We start from the raw sequence: 15,276 nt of genomic DNA on the forward strand, positions 1-15,276 counted from the left end.
CATTCCAGCGAAAGCTGGAATCTCATGACGGAAACGTATGCTTTTCGCCGGGTGACACGAACGGCACGGCGAAGCCCCCCGCCTTCCCCGGAACAGAGCGGCACCGAACGCCCCATTGAGCCCCGCGCCCCGCGCTGCTAGGCGCTGCGCCATGGCCGAAACCCCTGTCCCCGCCGACCGCAAGTTCGGCAATCTCGCCATGATCTGGCGCTTCACCGCGCGCTACAAGGCGCAGATGGCAGGTGCGGCTTTTGCCCTTCTCGTCTCGGCGGGCGCGACGCTGGCCATCCCGAATGCCTTCCGCCTCATCATCGATCGGGGCTTCGGATCGGCGGGCGGCGATATCGGGCGCTGGTTCCAATATCTGCTGCTGGTCGTGATCGTCATGGCGATCGCGACTGCCTTTCGCTTCTATTTCGTGTCCTGGCTCGGGGAGCGGGTGGTTGCCGACCTTCGCATCGCGGTGCAGGAAAACCTCCTGCGCCTCGCACCGCGTTTCTTCGAGGAAAATCGCCCTTCGGAAATCGCGTCGCGCCTCACCGCCGACACGACGATCATCGAGGGCGTGGTCGGTTCCACCATCTCGGTCGCCTTGCGCAATGCGGTGATGGGCCTTGGCGGCGTCATCTACCTCTTCGCGCTGGCGCCCAAGCTCGCGGCGATGCTGATCGCGGGTATCCCGCTCGTCGTCCTGCCGATCATCCTCCTCGGCCGGAAGGTGCGCGCATTATCGCGCGCGAGCCAGGACCGGATCGCCGATGTCGGCGCGATGGTCGACGAAGTGCTGGGCGCGATGAAGATCGTGCAGGGTTTCGGGCAGGAAAGGCGTGAGGCCGGGCGCTTCCGCACCGCCGCGGAAACCGTGTTCGCCACCGCCCGCCGCCGCATCGCGTTGCGGGCCGTCATGACCGCCATCGTGATCGCGATCATCTTCGGCGCGATCACCCTCATCATGTGGCAGGGCGCGCTCGACGTGCAGGCGGGGCGGTTGAGCGGCGGCACGATCGCCGCCTTCGTCCTCACCGGCGGCCTGGTGGCGGGCGCGTTCGGCGCGCTCACCGAAGTCTATGGCGAGCTGCTGCGCGGCAGCGGCGCTGCCGGGCGCCTCAACGAGCTCCTCAGTGAAGTGCCCGAAATTCGCGCGCCGACTTGTCCCGCCGCCCTGCCCGTGCCAGCGGCGGGAGGCCTCGCCTTCGATCGGGTCGTCTTCCGCTACCCCACGCGCCCGGAAGTTAGCGCGCTCCAGGATTTTTCGCTGGATGTCCGGCCCGGCGAAACCCTAGCGGTGGTCGGTCCGTCGGGCGCGGGCAAGACCACGCTTTTCCAGCTTGCCCAGCGTTTTTACGATCCCGCGGAAGGCCGCGTCTTGCTGGATGGCGTCGACCTTCGCGACGCCGATCCGGCGGCCGTTCGCGCCCGCATCGCTGTGGTGCCGCAGGAAACGATCATCTTCGCCGCTTCCGCGCGCGACAACCTGCGCTATGGGCGCTGGGAAGCAAGCGACGCCGACCTCTGGAATGCGGCCGCCGCAGCCAATGCCGCCGATTTCCTGCGCGCTCTGCCCGATGGCTTGGACACCTATCTCGGCGAGGGCGGCGCGCGCCTGTCGGGCGGCCAGCGCCAACGCATCGCCATCGCCCGCGCCCTGCTACGCAACGCCCCCCTTCTCCTGCTCGACGAAGCCACGTCCGCCCTGGACGCGGAATCCGAGCGGCTGGTGCAGGCGGCGCTCGAGCGGCTGATGACGAACCGCACCACGGTCGTCATCGCCCATCGCCTCGCCACCGTGCGCAGCGCCGACCGCATCATCGTGATGGACCATGGCCGCATCGTCGAAGAGGGCACGCATGATAGCCTGAACGCCGAGCAGGGCCTTTATGCACGGCTGGCGAGGCTGCAGTTCGAGGGTGTAGGAGCTTAAAAGAGGATAGGAAGCCTTGCGAGGTGCATCCCGATGCTCCGCAAGCCTACATCAGAGCGCATAGGGCGATATTCTGCGCCCTGACCGGTCCGGGAAGATGCCCCGTCGGGGTGCCCGGAAGATTCCGCAAGTCCCATGCGAACGCCTGCAGCTCGGAAGGATGCCGCAGGATGCCGAAGGCCGCCATTCGCCGGATGCCGAAGCAATCGGCCGCGGTTTCGCTGTTCTGGCTCGGATGAAGCGCATGGTGGGCGCATTCGTGCGCGAACCACCATTGCTGCACGCGCGGGGAAAATTGTGCGAGCACGTTCGGGTTGAGCTCGATGAGCGGCTGGCCGTTGAAGAGGCGTGAAGCGAGCCCCACATCGTTTATCGACGGGTCGATCTCGATCAGCACGGCCGCCCCGTCCCAGGCGTTGCAATGCATGTTGATGCCGCCAATGGCCACCGCCCAGCGATGCTCGACCTGCGCGGATGCCGGCGTCGAAGCGGCGGCGAGGCAAGCCGCCGCTGCGATGGATGCGATGTGACGCATGCCGCCCGTCAATTCTGCGTGAGGTTGATGGTGGCGTAAAGCTCTCGTATCTCGGCATTGCTGGCGCGAAGGCCATCGCCCGGTCCCGCGGTGATGAACAGGGTCGTGTTCGGAATGTCGCAGCGAACGATGTGGCTGAACCTTCCCGCCTCGCTCGTCATCCACAGCGAGGTGGAATTGCCCTCCACACGCATATTCTTCGCGTTCGCGATCCCCATCGCCCTTTGCATGCAGACGGATTGGCTATGGGAGCGCGCGACGGTGTGATTGTAGATGCTCGGCCCTTCGGCATGGGCAGCGGCGGCCAAAATCACGCAACCGGCCACGCCAAGACTATATTGGAAGCGCATGATTCTTCCTCCCCCTTTTTGAGTCGTTCCGGCGAGCTTATGCGTCCCGGACATTATGGCAAGAGACAGGCTGATCCATATCCTTGCCCAATTGGATCGGCCGGAATGAATATGAGCCGCGAGAAAAGAAAAGGGCGGCCCCGAAGAGCCGCCCTCGTTTCTGTCCGTCAAGGAGACCGGCGTTAGAAATTACCGTATTGCTCGTTTCCGACGAAGCCCATCTTTTCGACATTGGCGCGCTTCGTGATGGCGAGCACCCGATCGACCACTTCGTAACGCGCGTCCGGATGCGGCTGTAGGTGCAGTTCCGGAACCGGCGTCATCGTCGTCGTGATATCGAGATACTGGCGCAGACGCGTTTCGTCGACCAATTCGCCGTTCCACATGATGTTGCCGTTGGGCTCCACCACGATCTTGTTCTTGACCGGATCGATCGGCGGCGGCGTGTTGTTCTGGCTGTCGACCGGCAGGTCGAGCTTCACCGCGTGGGTCTGGATCGGAATGGTGATGATGAACATGATGAGGAGCACCAGCATGACGTCGATGAGCGGCGTCGTGTTGATGTCCATCATCGGTTCGCCTTCGGCCGTTCCCGCTGACATCGCCATGGCAATTAACTCCTAGAACTGATTATCGCGCGCCGCCCTTCGGGGCGGGCTCGGAGATGAAGCCGACGCGCGAGAAACCCGCGCGCTGCATCGTGAAGATGGCACCGCCGATGCAGCGGTACGGCGTGTTGATGTCGCCGCGGATATGGGCCTCGGGAAGCTCGGTCACGTTTTCCGGACCGCCCTGACGGGCCACTTCATCCTCCAGCTTCTTCACCGCCTTGTCGAGCAGCTGCTGCGAATTCACCCGCTCGAGACCCCAATAAACCTCGCACGTGCCGCCCACACCGCGGACGGACAGCGAAACGTTTTCGGGCTTCGTGGTAGTCGGTTCGAATTCCACTTTGGGCAGTTCGACATCGACGGCCTGCACCACGACAGGAACGGTGATGAGGAAGATGATGAGAAGCACCAGCATGACGTCGACGAGCGGCGTCGTGTTGATGTCCGACATCGGGGATTCTTCGCCACCCTCCGCTGGGCCGACACTCATGGCCATAAGATCATATTCCTATTCTGATCGTTCACTGGAGCGGCAAGCCGCACGTTCGTTCAAACCGGAAGGATGCGGCCGGACCGAAATCCGGCCCGGCCGCTTATCCCTTTAGGCCTTGGTCGCCGTCGCGGCGGCCGGCTTCGCAGCGGCGGCAGCGGCCGGAGCGCGGGTGGCCGACACCGGCTTCACCGCACCGTTCGACATCATGTAGCCGTGAAGGTCGTTCGAGAAGTGCGCGAGCTCTTCCAGAACCGCCTTGTTGCGGCGCATCAGCCAGTTGTAGCCGAGCACGGCCGGAACGGCCACGGCGAGGCCGAGCGCGGTCATGATGAGCGCTTCACCGACCGGACCTGCGACCGCGTCGATCGACGCCTGACCGGCGGCGCCGATCTTGATGAGCGCGCGGTAGATGCCGATCACGGTGCCGAACAGGCCGACGAACGGCGCGGTCGAACCGACGGTGGCGAGCAAAGCGAGGCCGTTCGACAGCTTGGAGGCGATGGCGCCCTGGCTGCGGGCGAGCGAGCCGAGCATCCAGTCATGCTGGTCGATCGGATCGGTGAGCTTCGTATGCTGTTCCTGGGCGACCAGGCCATCGTCGACGATCTGGCGATAGGCGCTGTTCTTATCGAGCTTGTTCGCCGCTTCACGCAGGTTCGGCGATTGCCAGAAGCTGCTCCGCGCGCGGCGGCCCTGATTGAGGATCTTCTGCTGTTCGAACAGCTTGGTGAACATGATGTACCAGGACGCGGCCGACATCACGACGAGAATGATGAAAGTCGCCCAGGCGATCGTGCCGCCCTGTTCAAGCGCGGCCATCAGGCCATACGGGTTTTCGCCACCTGCGGGTGCTGGAGTAGCCATAAATTCAGTCCTTTTTAAAATAATGGGTTCGTATGTCGCTTAACGTTCCAAGCGCCATGTTATGCGATTTGACACAGTATCGGTTGTCGGATTGCCGGCACTGTCTCTAGCTGGAGTAAATCGGGCGCGACTTCTCATAATTCGACACGTAGCGTCATCCAGAGCACGCGATCCGCTAGGCGACGTCACAGTGCAAGAAGTCACACGCCCATTGGCACCCACCTCCAGACGAAATCCAGTCGTGCCCTCCTCCTCGTTGCGCACTGCAGACGGGGGATAGTCATCGTTGGAAACGTAGGATGCGAGATTCGCCTTTGCCTTGGCAGTTTCCACCTTGCGCGGCGGGGGCGGCGGTGCCGGCGGAGCGACGGGCGCTGACGGCGGTGCCGGCGGGGCCGTATAGGTGATCGGCGCGGGCGGCGCGACATTGACGGTCGACACCAAGGGCGGCGGCGTGTTCGTCCGCACGATCGGCGGCGGCGACACCACGGGCGGCGGCTGCACCGGAACGGGCGATTCCACCGGGGGCGGGGGCTCCTCCTCCGGGGGAGGCGGCTCTTCGATAACGTCGAACGTCTTCAGATCCTGCACGGCTTGCTTGGCAACCCTCAGCGCGAGACCCGAGATGAACGCGTAGCCAAGAAGAGCGTGAAGCAGGGCGACGATGACGATCGCCGTAATCCTGCTGGAGCTCATCTTCTGGTCAACATATGCCATTAATCAGCCACACTCCCTATCTAACAAAAAACGATCCGGATGCGTCGCAAAACGCTCCCGGGTCCAATACGGGTCCATTCATGTGTTACCATCTCATGGACAAGGTCTATTTCTGTATCGTGACACTTTAGGCGACGCAATCCTGCAAAGTGCCTTGCGCTCTCCCTTTGCGGAAGGCTGAAAGGTGAGGTTAATGTCGTCAAAACTAACGCAATTCCGACCAATTTGTATCATAGAGGGATCAATATGCGCATTTGGCTGGCTGCCGCGTTCATGTCCTTGGGCGGCACATTCGCCGCCATTCCCTGCGAATCACTTGCAGCGCAGGCCCTTCCGCTGACCTTCGCCGATGCTGCCGATCTGTCCCTTCAGGCGCCCGTGGTCGCCCATGTCCGCATCGCGCGCGCCAGCCGTTTGAAGCCCGCCGAGGCCATTGGCGTCGGGCCCGGCCGCACGCGTTATTATGTCGAAGCCGATGTCGTGTCTCTGATCCGCGGGGCCCAGGGCCTTCCGGCGAGGATCAGCTATCTTGCCGACATGGCCAACGATGCCGCCGGACGCGCCGTGAAGCTGCGGAAGAAGGACGAGTTTCTGATCTTCGCCGACCGTCAGGGCACGACCGGCAGCGAGGTGCGCCTTGTCGCGACGGACGCTCAGGTGCCTTACACGGCCGCGGGAGCCGATCGCGTCCGCGCCATTCTGCGCGAGGCCACCGCGCGCGACGCGGCGCCGCGCATTGCCGGCATCGGCCGCGCCTTCCATGTCCCGGGCAGCCTGCCGGGCGAAAGCGAAACCCAGATCTTCCTGATGGCCGCCGATGGCCGCCCGGTCTCGCTCAACGTCCTGCGCCGCCCCGGGGAAACGCCGCGCTGGGCGGTGTCGCTGAGCGAGATCGTCGACGAATCCGCGACCGCGCCCCGCCCGGACACATTGCTCTGGTACCGGCTCGCCTGCAGCTTGCCGCAGAGCCTGCCGCCGCAGAGCCTTGCCGAAGCCGATCCCGCGACCGCGCCCGCCATCCAGGCCGATTATCAGCTGATCAAGATGTCGCTCGGCCCTTGTACCCGGAGCCGGCCCGCCCGCTAGAAGGACGACAATTCCACCCCGACGCCCGCGCAATCGGGATAGATGTCGGGCTTGCGCGTGGAAACGCGCAGCGCCGTCACGCCTTTGCGCGCAGCGACGAGGTCGTAAATGGCGCGGACGAGCGTCTCCTGCAGGTTGAACCGGCGGCTGGCGACCAGCCGTCCGATTTCCGTGCGCAGGAAATCGTAATTCCAAGCAGAGTCTTCGTGGTCTTCCGCCGCGAACGAGGCCTCGTCGACCCATACCTCGACGGTAACGCCCAGGCGCTGCGGCGCACCAATTTCAAAATCGTGGAAGCCGATGTCGGCGCTGACGCAATAATCCTCCAGCACGATCTTGCGCGTGCGCGGTTTCAGGCTTTCGGGCACCAGGCCTTGCAACGCCGCTTCGCTCATCCTTGTTGCTCCATATATTGGACGTCGCGCGGCAGGCCGAGAAAACGCTGGCCGCCGTCGATGGTGATCGTCTGCCCCGTCAGAGTGGGGGTCGCGAGAATGAAACGCAGGGCGGCGACGATTTCCGCCACCTCGACGCCGCGTTTCAGGCCGTTCATGGCGTGCACCGCTTTGAAATTCTCGCGGCTCTGCGGCCCCGATACGAGGGTGACGGACGGCGCGATGCCGCACACCCGGATACGCCGGGCCGCGAATGAACGCGCCGTCAATTCGGTCAGCCCCGCGAGGCCCATCTTCGAAATCGTATAGGTAAAGAAGTCGGGGTTCGGCTGGGAAAGCTTGGCGTCCAGGAGATTGACGATCACGCCGCCTTCCCCCGCTTTTTCAACGAAGGCCTTCGACAGCAAGGCGGGTGCCCGCAGGTTGATCGCGTGGTGCGCGTCCCAATCCTCGACCGTGAAGCCGAGCGGAGCGTCATAGGTGAAACGCGAGGCGTTGTTGACGAGAAGGCGAAGCGGGGGAAGGCCATCGGCGGCGGCCATGATGCGCTCCGCCGCGGCCGGATCGGCGAGATCCGCGGAAACGACGGTCGCGTTGCCTATCTCCCCCGCCAACGCTTCGGCTTCCGCCCGCGACCGGTTGCAATGGATCAGGACATGCCAGCCATCGGCCGCCAGCGCCCGCACCAGCGCGGCGCCGATCCGTTTCGCGCCGCCCGTCACGATGGCCGTCCGTGGCCCTTCGAATTCCTGCGTCATGAGGGATCGCATAAGGTGTCGGCGCGGCCGCTGCCAGCCCAATCGGCGGCAAGCGGGGTGACGATCCGGGGCCGAACGCCTACATCCCTGCCATGCCCGCGCCGGAACCGCCCGCTGATCTCAGCACCCTCAGCCTTGCCGCTATCGCGCGGCTGGCCGCCGAAAAGAAATTGCCGCCGGTCGAGCGCTGGAACCCCGGCCATTGCGGGCACAGCGCGATACGGATCGCGCGCGACGGCACCTGGTTTCACGAAGGAAGCCCGATCGGGCGCATGGCGATGGTCCGGCTCTTCTCCACCATCCTGCGCCGCGAACCCGATGGCCGCTTCATGCTCGTCACGCCCGTCGAGAAACTCGATATCGATGTCGAGGACGCACCCTTCGTCGCGGTCGAGATGAAAAGCGAAGGGCGGGAACAGGATCGCCGCCTCGCCTTCCGGCTCAACACCGGCGACATGGTGGTCGCCGGATCCGATCATCCGCTGCGGGTGGAAGACAGAGACGACGGCCCCCATCCCTATCTTACCGTTCGTCCGGGCATCGACGCGCTGATCGCCCGGCCGGTTTATTACGAACTGGTCCGGATGGCGCTTGACGAGGAGTCCGATCCGCCGGGTCTCTGGAGCGATGGCCGCTTCTTTCCGCTGGAGAGCGCATGAGCCTGATCGACCGGATACGGCAGGTGTTCGGAAATCCGCTCGCCGCGCATCCGCTGCTGCTGCCCGGCGATCCCGTCGATCCGGCGCCGCCGGGCGAGGAGGTGACACCCTTTCCCGCCGCGGTGCTGGTGCCGGTCGTCACGCACCGCGAGCCCGCCTTGCTGTTCACGCTGCGGCCCGAAACCATGCGCCGCCATGCCGGTCAGGTGAGCTTTCCGGGGGGCCGCATCGATCCGGCCGATGCCGGGCCTGTCGAGGCCGCCTTGCGCGAGGCGGAGGAGGAGATCGCCCTGCCCCGCGCCGCCGTGGAGATTATCGGACCCGCCGACCCTTACCGCACGGTGACCAATTTTTCGGTGACGCCGATCATCGGTCTGCTTTCTCCGGGCCTGCCGCTGATTTCCAATCCGGGCGAAGTGGCGGATATTTTCGAAGCCCCCCTTTCTTATTTGCTCGACCCGAGGCACCAGATCGTCCGCACGGCACATTACGGGGGGCGGGAGAGGCATTATTATGAAATCCTGTGGGAAGGCCGCCGTATCTGGGGCGCGACGGCCGCGATGATCGTCAATCTGAGCCATCGCCTGGAACATGCGCGATGAAATTGCCTGAAGGTGGCTGGCGCGCGCAGGCGGACTTGAACGCCCTGCTCGCAGCGCTCGATGCCGAATCCGGGGCTGCCCGCTTCGTGGGCGGCGCGGTGCGCGACACATTGCTCGATCTCGCCGTCAGCGACCTCGATATCGCCACGCGTCTGCTGCCCGACGACGTGATGACGCGGCTGAAGGCCCGCGATATCCGCGTCATTCCGACCGGCATCGATCATGGCACCGTGACGGCGGTCCTGCCCCACGGTCCGATCGAGATCACGACATTGCGCCGCGACGTATCGACCGACGGACGGCGCGCGACGATCGCTTTCTCCGACGATTGGCGGGAAGATGCGGCGCGGCGCGATTTTACGATCAATGCCTTGTCCGCCGATCCGTCCAGCGGCGAAATCTTCGATTATTTCGGCGGATTGGACGATCTTCGGAACGGCCGCGTCCGCTTCATCGGCGATCCCTTGCAGCGCATCGCCGAGGATCATTTGCGCATTCTGCGCTTCTTTCGCTTTCACGCCCGCTTCGGCCGCGGCGCCCCGGACGGTCCGGCGATGGACGCCTGCACCGCGCGTGCGAACGACCTGATGGCCCTGTCGCGGGAACGCATCGCAGACGAGCTGCTGAAACTGCTCGCGCTCCCGCATCCCGCGCCGACCGTGAAGCTGATGGCGGAAGCCGGCATATTCCGTCCCGTCCTGCCTGAAATAGAAGAAGGCGGCGTTGAGCGCCTCTTCCGCCTGACGGCGCGTGAGACGGCGCTGGGCCTGCCCCCGGAAAAATTACGGCGGCTGGCGGCGTTGCTGCCGCCCGATCCGGCCGCAGCGGCGGCTGTTGCCGCGCGCCTCCGCCTGTCGAACAAGGCGCTGAAGCGGTTGGTATCGGCCGCCTCCTGGCCGCAGCCCGCCGGCGATCCCCGCCTGCTGGCTTACGCAATCGGCCGGGACGAGGCGCTCGACCGGTTGCTGCTGCGCGACACGGATGAAGGACTTGCCGATGCCATCGCCGCGCTTGGCGACTGGGAACGGCCGCGTCTTGCCTTAAGCGGCGGTGATCTCATCGCGATGGGCCTGGAACCGGGCCCGGCCGTCGCGCGGATTCTTCAGGCCGTGGAACGGGAATGGTCGGAAGGCGGCTTCTCAGACGATGGTGAAGCGGTACGGGCGCTCGCCCGGCGTCACGTCGACGAAGCGCTGCGCGACAAAGCATAGGCCAAGGCATCCTCGGCCGACATCGGGGCGGCATAATAATAGCCCTGGCCGTGCGAGCAGCCGAGATAGCCGAGGGTCCGGGCGAGGTCTTCGGTCTCGATCCCCTCCGCCGTCGTCGACATGCCAAGCGCGGTGGCGAGGGAGAGCACGGCACGGATGATCGCGAAACTGTCGCGGTCGGTCATCATGTGCGACACGAAGCTGCGGTCGACCTTCAAGATGTCGATGGGCAGGCGCTGGAGATAGGCAAGCGAGGTATAGCCCGTGCCGAAATCATCCATGGCGATGCGGGCGTTCAATTCCTTGACCCCGTTCAGCACCTTTGCCGCGCGTTCCGGATCGCGCACGATGGCGCTTTCGGTCAGCTCCAGCGTCAGGCGTTCGCCCGCAAGGCCATGCCGGTCCAGCGCGCTGGAGAGGAGGCCCACGACATCGTCGCGCGCGATCTGCACCGGCGACACGTTGACGCCCATGTAGAGGGGCAAGGCGCCGCCCGATTCCCGGTCCCACTCGGCAAGGATGCGGGTCGCTTCTTCAAGCGCCCAGCGACCGAGCGGAACGATCAAGCCGGATTCCTCCGCCACTGCGATGAATTTCGACGCGTCGACGGCGCCGCCCTCCTCCTGCTCCCAGCGGGTCAGCGCTTCGAACCCCGCCACATGGCCGGATTGCAGATCGACGAGCGGCTGGAAGGCCATGGTGAGCTGGCCGTTCTCGATCGCGCGGCGCAATTCGGTTTCCAGGCTGAACAGGCGGCGTGCGGCCTGCGCCTCGTTCGCTTCGTAGACGTGGATTTCGTTGTTGTTCTTGGCGCGCTTCACCGCGAACTGGGCGTTGCGCACCACTTCTTCGGCGAAATCGACCTTGCCGTTCACCAGCGCGCAGCCGATCGAGCAATCGACCTGGATTTCAAGCTCCGACAGGCGGAAGGGGGCGACGAGCGCCGCCTTGATCCGCGCCGCGGTCGCCAATGCGTCTTCCAGGCCGGTTTCCAGGCGCAGGAGGATGCCGAATTCGTCGGATCCGATGCGGGCGAGAACATCGCCCGGCGACAGCGCCGAAAACAGGCGGCTTGCGAAGGCGATCAGCAATTCGTCGCCGGCGATCGCGCCCACGCATTCGTTGACCCGGCTGAACCGGGCAAGATCGACCACCAGGACGGCGTGGCTGCTGTCCGACAGGCCGGTATCTTGAAGCAGCAGCTCCACCTGCTCGGCGAAGGCCAGGCGGTTGGGAAGACCGGTCAGGCTGTCGCGCAGCATCTCCGCGCGCAGGCTGTTTTCCGTATCCACCTGCGCCGTCCGATCGACGATGCTGAGGAGGCAGCGATCGGTCGCATAATTGGTGGCGGCCAGCCGGGCGATCCGGATGCTGAAATAACGGCCGCCGACATCCTTGCCGTCGCCGCCCTCGAACTGCATGTCGTCCGCCTCATCGGCGAAAAAGCGGATAAGGCGCTCGCCGATCCGGCTGGCGGACAGGAACGCCGCCTCGCCAATCGGCAGGTCGATCGGCCCCGTGCCGAGCAGCGCCAGTCTGCGAAATGGATCGTTCGCCTTGTCGATCCAGATGTCGTCAATCCCATTGGCGCAGATGACCGCACCGGCAATGGGCAAGGCATCGAGATAGTCCTGACGCGCGGCTTCCAGCGCGGTATCGCGCGGAACCTGCCAATGACGCGGCGCGGCGGCGCCCAGCGCAAGGGCGGAATGAGGCGTGTCGAGCCGCTGGGGAGACGCGGAAGGCATATCCCAGCCACTCTATCGGCCAAGCGGTTAATTGTTGGTGACCTTTGCCTGGCGCGCTTAAGCGAAACGGTTGTTCCGGGGAAAGCCGGTCGGCGGCATGCGTCCCGCCGCGCCGCGCGCGGTGCGCCAGTCAGAGAGGTCCGGCTCGGTCCGGACGCGGCCGCTTTCGCCGCCCATTCCCCATGATAAACCCTCTGAAAACAAGAAGGTAGCGGCATCGGACAGGCCACCGTCGCGATAGCGTTGCAGCTGCACGCCCTGCCCTCGCCCCATCTCGGGGAGCTCGCTGAGCGGGAACACCACCATTTTCCGGTTTTCGCCGATGGCCGCGACATAATCGTGCCCTTTTGGGACAGGCTTCACGACGGTCAGGCGCGCGCCGGCGCGGACGTTAACGACCTGCTTGCCCTTGCGCGTTTCCGCGATGGCCCCCCGCGCCGACGTCAGGAATCCCCGCCCGTCCGATGCGGCGAGCAGCAGCTGAACGTCCCCCGCGGGCAGCAGGGCCACGACATCGCCCGCTCCGTCGAGATCGATCATCGCCCGCACCGGCTCGCCGAAGCCGCGCCCGCCGGGCAATTTGTCGCCGGCCAGGGTGAAGAAGCGCCCCGTGTCGGTCGCCAGCAGGATTTTGTCGGTCGTCTGCGCATGAAAGGCGAAAGCCGGGCCATCGCCTTCCTTGAACTTGGCGATTTCCGGCTGGGAGAGATCGGCATGTCCCCGCAGCGCCCGGATCCAGCCGCGCTGGGACATGACGACGGTGATCGGCTCCTTCTCGATAAAGGCTTCGAGCGGAATGTCGGCGATCGGCGCCGCTTCCTTGATCTCCGTCCGGCGCCGGCCCAAGGGCGTTTCAAGGCCATAACGGTCCTTCAGGGTCGCCAAATCCTTCTTGAGCCGCGTGCGCTGACGCGCCTCGCTGTCGAGCAGCTTCTGGAGCTCGTCTTTCTCCTTTTCCAGCGCGTCTCGCTCCGCGCGCAGCTGCATCTCCTCCAGCCGCCGCAAGGAGCGCAACCGCATGTTGAGAATCGCCTCGGCCTGACGGTCGGTCAGGCCGAACTCCGCCATCAGCACCGGCTTGGGCTCATCCTCCTCGCGGATGATCTGGATGACCCGGTCGAGATTGAGGAAGGCGACGATATAGCCGCCGACGAGCTCCAGCCGGTCGTCGATCTTGGCGATGCGATGCCGGGAACGGCGCTGCAGCACTTCGAACTGGTGCTGAAGCCATGACGTCAGCACATCCTTGAGGCCCATGACCCGCGGCGTGCGATTGGCGTCCAGCACGTTCATGTTGAGGGGGATGCGGACTTCCAGGTCGGTCAGGCGGAACAGCCGGTCCATCAGCACCTGCGGCTCCACCGTGCGGCTGCGCGGCTCGATGACGATCCGCACGTCCTCGTCCGATTCATCGCGTATGTCGGCGAGGATCGGCAGCTTCTTTTCGGAGATGAGCGCGGCGATCTGCTCGATCAGCTTGGATTTCTGGACCTGGAAAGGAATCTCGCTGACGACGGCGACCCAGGTGCCGCGTCCCTGGTCCTCGGTCGTCCACTGCGCCCGCACGCGGAAACTGCCCCGGCCGTTCAAATAGGCCGCGGCGATCACATCCTCATGGTCGACGATGACGCCGCCGGTCGGGAAATCCGGGCCCTTCACATAAGCCATCAGCTCCTGCGGCTCGGCCCTTGGATTGTCGATCAGGTGGACGGCGGCATCGAGAATTTCGGCGACATTGTGCGGCGGGATGCTGGTCGCCATGCCGACCGCGATGCCGCTGGCGCCATTGGCGAGGAGGTTCGGAAAGAGGCCGGGCATGACCTCCGGCTCCTCGTCCTCGCCATTATAGGTCGGCCTGAAATCGACCGTTCCGTCATCGAGCCCCGCCATCAGGTCGAGCGCGACCTGGGTCAGCCGCGCTTCGGTATAGCGATACGCGGCGGCATTGTCCCCGTCGATATTCCCGAAATTGCCCTGCCCGTCGACGAGCGGATAGCGGAGCGAGAAGGTCTGGGCGAGGCGGACCATCGCGTCATAAACGGACTGGTCGCCATGCGGGTGATATTTGCCGATGACGTCGCCGACGACGCGCGCGCATTTCTTGTACCCCGCATTGGGATCGAGCCGCAGCAGCCGCATCGCCCAGAGCAGGCGGCGGTGAACCGGCTTCAGGCCGTCGCGGACATCGGGCAGCGAGCGCGCCGTGATCGTCGACAGCGCATAAACGAGATAACGCTGCTCCAGCGCCTCCTTGAAAGGCTGGCGGATGATGGGGTCGAATTCATCGGTGGCGACATCGGACATGGGCGCAGGGATAGCAGCGGCTTCCGGGAAGTGCGAGCATGATCCTCGCCCTCTTGATCCCGAAAGGAAAGTGCCTGCGCCACGACCTAAATGGCCCGCCTCACGCTGATTGCACGTTTCGGGCAGTTGCACTATAGCATGCCGCAACCGCCCCGGCCTCGTGCGCATGCACGCGAATGCCGGGGCAATTTGTCTTTCTAGTCGCGTTCTTGACGCGTTTTTGGGGAATTGCCATGTCCCGCCGCCGCCAGATTTACGAAGGCAAGGCCAAGATCCTGTACGAAGGTCCGGAGCCCGGCACGCTTATCCAATATTTCAAGGACGACGCGACCGCCTTCAACGCGCAGAAAAAGGGAACGATTTCCGGCAAGGGCGTGCTCAACAACCGGATTTCCGAACATCTCTTCACGCTGCTCGCCAATATCGGCATTCCGACCCATTTCATCCGCCGCCTCAACATGCGCGAGCAGCTGATCCGCCAGGTCGAAATCGTGCCGATCGAAGTGGTGGTGCGCAACGTCGCGGCGGGATCGCTGTCGAAGCGCCTCGGCATCGAGGAAGGGACTCAGCTCCCCCGCACGATCATCGAATATTACTATAAGGACGACGCACTCGGCGACCCGATGATCGCGGAGGAGCATATCGCCTGTTTCGGCTGGGCGAGCCAGGACGAGATGAACGACATCGCCGACATGGCGGTGCGCATCAACGATTTCATGAGCGGCCTCTTTGCCGGCATCGGCATCCGCCTCGTCGACTTCAAGCTGGAGTTCGGGCGGCTGTGGGAGAATGATTTCAGCCGCATCATTCTGGCCGACGAGATCAGCCCCGACGGCTGCCGTCTGTGGGACATGACCACGAACGAAAAGCTCGACAAGGACCGCTTCCGCCGCGACCTCGGCGGCGAGGCCGAAGCCTATCAGGACGTGGCGCGGCGGCTGGGCCTGCTTCCGGAGGGCGAGAATAGCGTTCTCGACCTCGAAACGCACCGGAAGAAGCGCGGGAAATAACCGGAGGCAGGA

Annotated in this window: 16 protein-coding genes; 6 read left to right on the forward strand and 10 right to left on the reverse strand. The window is 64.7% G+C overall.

The window, feature by feature from the left end; genetic code table 11:
- The first annotated feature begins 151 nt into the window (after positions 1–151).
- Positions 152–1,921 carry an ABC transporter transmembrane domain-containing protein gene (locus IC614_RS06420; RefSeq protein ID WP_200970544.1) on the forward strand — a complete coding sequence of 590 codons (1,770 nt, stop codon included), beginning with the start codon at positions 152–154 and terminating at the stop codon, positions 1,919–1,921.
- A gap of 46 nt (positions 1,922–1,967) precedes the next feature.
- Here the strand turns inward: IC614_RS06420 and IC614_RS06425 are convergent, their stop codons facing one another.
- The 6 genes from IC614_RS06425 to IC614_RS06450 all read right to left on the reverse strand — a co-directional run bounded on the left by IC614_RS06425 (position 1,968) and on the right by IC614_RS06450 (position 5,491).
- Positions 1,968–2,456 carry a hypothetical protein gene (locus IC614_RS06425; protein WP_200970545.1) on the reverse strand — a complete coding sequence of 163 codons (489 nt, stop codon included), beginning with the start codon at positions 2,454–2,456 and terminating at the stop codon, positions 1,968–1,970.
- An 8-nt stretch (positions 2,457–2,464) separates the two neighbouring features.
- The gene (locus IC614_RS06430) at positions 2,465–2,806 is read right to left on the reverse strand and encodes a hypothetical protein (protein WP_200970546.1); all 342 of its coding nucleotides are present in this window, start codon (positions 2,804–2,806) and stop codon (positions 2,465–2,467) included.
- Positions 2,807–2,988: 182 nt separating this feature from the next.
- Positions 2,989–3,414, reverse strand: a complete 426-nt coding sequence (locus IC614_RS06435; protein WP_200970547.1) for an ExbD/TolR family protein — start codon at positions 3,412–3,414, stop codon at positions 2,989–2,991.
- A 22-nt stretch (positions 3,415–3,436) separates the two neighbouring features.
- A complete protein-coding gene (locus tag IC614_RS06440) occupies positions 3,437–3,913 on the reverse strand; it encodes an ExbD/TolR family protein (protein WP_200970548.1) in 477 nt (158 codons plus the stop codon).
- Positions 3,914–4,018: 105 nt separating this feature from the next.
- Complete coding sequence (locus tag IC614_RS06445) at positions 4,019–4,774, reverse strand: MotA/TolQ/ExbB proton channel family protein (protein WP_200970549.1); 756 nt, start codon at positions 4,772–4,774, stop codon at positions 4,019–4,021.
- A 39-nt stretch (positions 4,775–4,813) separates the two neighbouring features.
- Positions 4,814–5,491: an energy transducer TonB gene (locus tag IC614_RS06450; RefSeq protein ID WP_200970550.1), complete on the reverse strand. Its 678-nt coding sequence runs from the start codon at positions 5,489–5,491 to the stop codon at positions 4,814–4,816.
- Between the two features lie 246 nt (positions 5,492–5,737).
- On the opposite strand from IC614_RS06450, the gene IC614_RS06455 reads away from it, so the two are divergent.
- Entirely contained in the window at positions 5,738–6,577 is an 840-nt protein-coding gene (locus IC614_RS06455; RefSeq protein ID WP_226372587.1) for a hypothetical protein, read from the forward strand.
- On the opposite strand, the gene IC614_RS06460 is transcribed toward IC614_RS06455, so the two are convergent.
- Both IC614_RS06460 and IC614_RS06465 read right to left on the reverse strand, forming a co-directional pair.
- Positions 6,574–6,972 (reverse strand): dihydroneopterin aldolase, encoded by a 399-nt coding sequence (locus IC614_RS06460; RefSeq protein ID WP_200970551.1) that lies wholly within the window; start codon positions 6,970–6,972, stop codon positions 6,574–6,576. The genes IC614_RS06455 and IC614_RS06460 overlap by 4 nt on opposite strands.
- The gene (locus tag IC614_RS06465; RefSeq protein WP_200970552.1) at positions 6,969–7,730 is read right to left on the reverse strand and encodes an SDR family NAD(P)-dependent oxidoreductase; all 762 of its coding nucleotides are present in this window, start codon (positions 7,728–7,730) and stop codon (positions 6,969–6,971) included. The genes IC614_RS06460 and IC614_RS06465 overlap by 4 nt, the downstream gene beginning before the upstream one ends.
- A gap of 92 nt (positions 7,731–7,822) precedes the next feature.
- Between IC614_RS06465 and IC614_RS06470 the strand changes: the two genes are divergently transcribed.
- Genes IC614_RS06470 through IC614_RS06480 form a run of 3 tightly spaced genes read left to right on the forward strand, consistent with a single transcriptional unit; the run spans position 7,823 to position 10,202 of the window.
- Positions 7,823–8,389 carry a DUF1285 domain-containing protein gene (locus IC614_RS06470; RefSeq protein ID WP_200970553.1) on the forward strand — a complete coding sequence of 189 codons (567 nt, stop codon included), beginning with the start codon at positions 7,823–7,825 and terminating at the stop codon, positions 8,387–8,389.
- On the forward strand, positions 8,386–8,991 hold the full coding sequence (locus IC614_RS06475) for a CoA pyrophosphatase (RefSeq protein WP_200970554.1): 606 nt from the start codon (positions 8,386–8,388) through the stop codon (positions 8,989–8,991). The genes IC614_RS06470 and IC614_RS06475 overlap by 4 nt, the downstream gene beginning before the upstream one ends.
- A complete protein-coding gene (locus tag IC614_RS06480) occupies positions 8,988–10,202 on the forward strand; it encodes a CCA tRNA nucleotidyltransferase (protein WP_200970555.1) in 1,215 nt (404 codons plus the stop codon). The genes IC614_RS06475 and IC614_RS06480 overlap by 4 nt, the downstream gene beginning before the upstream one ends.
- Here the strand turns inward: IC614_RS06480 and IC614_RS06485 are convergent.
- On the reverse strand, positions 10,169–11,950 hold the full coding sequence (locus tag IC614_RS06485) for a putative bifunctional diguanylate cyclase/phosphodiesterase (RefSeq protein ID WP_200970556.1): 1,782 nt from the start codon (positions 11,948–11,950) through the stop codon (positions 10,169–10,171). The two genes, IC614_RS06480 and IC614_RS06485, sit on opposite strands and share 34 nt — an antisense overlap.
- A 57-nt stretch (positions 11,951–12,007) precedes the next feature.
- A complete protein-coding gene (gene parC, locus IC614_RS06490) occupies positions 12,008–14,254 on the reverse strand; it encodes a DNA topoisomerase IV subunit A (RefSeq protein WP_200970557.1) in 2,247 nt (748 codons plus the stop codon).
- A 233-nt stretch (positions 14,255–14,487) separates the two neighbouring features.
- Between parC and purC the strand changes: the two genes are divergently transcribed.
- Entirely contained in the window at positions 14,488–15,264 is a 777-nt protein-coding gene (gene purC, locus IC614_RS06495) for a phosphoribosylaminoimidazolesuccinocarboxamide synthase (protein WP_200970558.1), read from the forward strand.
- Positions 15,265–15,276: the final 12 nt, after the last annotated feature.

This window comes from Sphingosinicella flava, assembly GCF_016025255.1.
Taxonomy (GTDB): domain Bacteria; phylum Pseudomonadota; class Alphaproteobacteria; order Sphingomonadales; family Sphingomonadaceae; genus Allosphingosinicella; species Allosphingosinicella flava.

Bases quoted from the DNA above. Each gene is read 5' to 3' on its own strand.
- IC614_RS06420 (WP_200970544.1), top strand. From the start codon at position 152: ATGGCCGAAACCCCTGTCCCCGCCGACCGCAAGTTCGGCAATCTCGCC.
- IC614_RS06425 (WP_200970545.1), bottom strand. From the start codon at position 2,456: ATGCGTCACATCGCATCCATCGCAGCGGCGGCTTGCCTCGCCGCCGCT.
- IC614_RS06430 (WP_200970546.1), bottom strand. From the start codon at position 2,806: ATGCGCTTCCAATATAGTCTTGGCGTGGCCGGTTGCGTGATTTTGGCC.
- IC614_RS06435 (WP_200970547.1), bottom strand. From the start codon at position 3,414: ATGGCGATGTCAGCGGGAACGGCCGAAGGCGAACCGATGATGGACATC.
- IC614_RS06440 (WP_200970548.1), bottom strand. From the start codon at position 3,913: ATGGCCATGAGTGTCGGCCCAGCGGAGGGTGGCGAAGAATCCCCGATG.
- IC614_RS06445 (WP_200970549.1), bottom strand. From the start codon at position 4,774: ATGGCTACTCCAGCACCCGCAGGTGGCGAAAACCCGTATGGCCTGATG.
- IC614_RS06450 (WP_200970550.1), bottom strand. From the start codon at position 5,491: ATGGCATATGTTGACCAGAAGATGAGCTCCAGCAGGATTACGGCGATC.
- IC614_RS06455 (WP_226372587.1), top strand. From the start codon at position 5,738: ATGCGCATTTGGCTGGCTGCCGCGTTCATGTCCTTGGGCGGCACATTC.
- IC614_RS06460 (WP_200970551.1), bottom strand. From the start codon at position 6,972: ATGAGCGAAGCGGCGTTGCAAGGCCTGGTGCCCGAAAGCCTGAAACCG.
- IC614_RS06465 (WP_200970552.1), bottom strand. From the start codon at position 7,730: ATGACGCAGGAATTCGAAGGGCCACGGACGGCCATCGTGACGGGCGGC.
- IC614_RS06470 (WP_200970553.1), top strand. From the start codon at position 7,823: ATGCCCGCGCCGGAACCGCCCGCTGATCTCAGCACCCTCAGCCTTGCC.
- IC614_RS06475 (WP_200970554.1), top strand. From the start codon at position 8,386: ATGAGCCTGATCGACCGGATACGGCAGGTGTTCGGAAATCCGCTCGCC.
- IC614_RS06480 (WP_200970555.1), top strand. From the start codon at position 8,988: ATGAAATTGCCTGAAGGTGGCTGGCGCGCGCAGGCGGACTTGAACGCC.
- IC614_RS06485 (WP_200970556.1), bottom strand. From the start codon at position 11,950: ATGCCTTCCGCGTCTCCCCAGCGGCTCGACACGCCTCATTCCGCCCTT.
- parC (WP_200970557.1), bottom strand. From the start codon at position 14,254: ATGTCCGATGTCGCCACCGATGAATTCGACCCCATCATCCGCCAGCCT.
- purC (WP_200970558.1), top strand. From the start codon at position 14,488: ATGTCCCGCCGCCGCCAGATTTACGAAGGCAAGGCCAAGATCCTGTAC.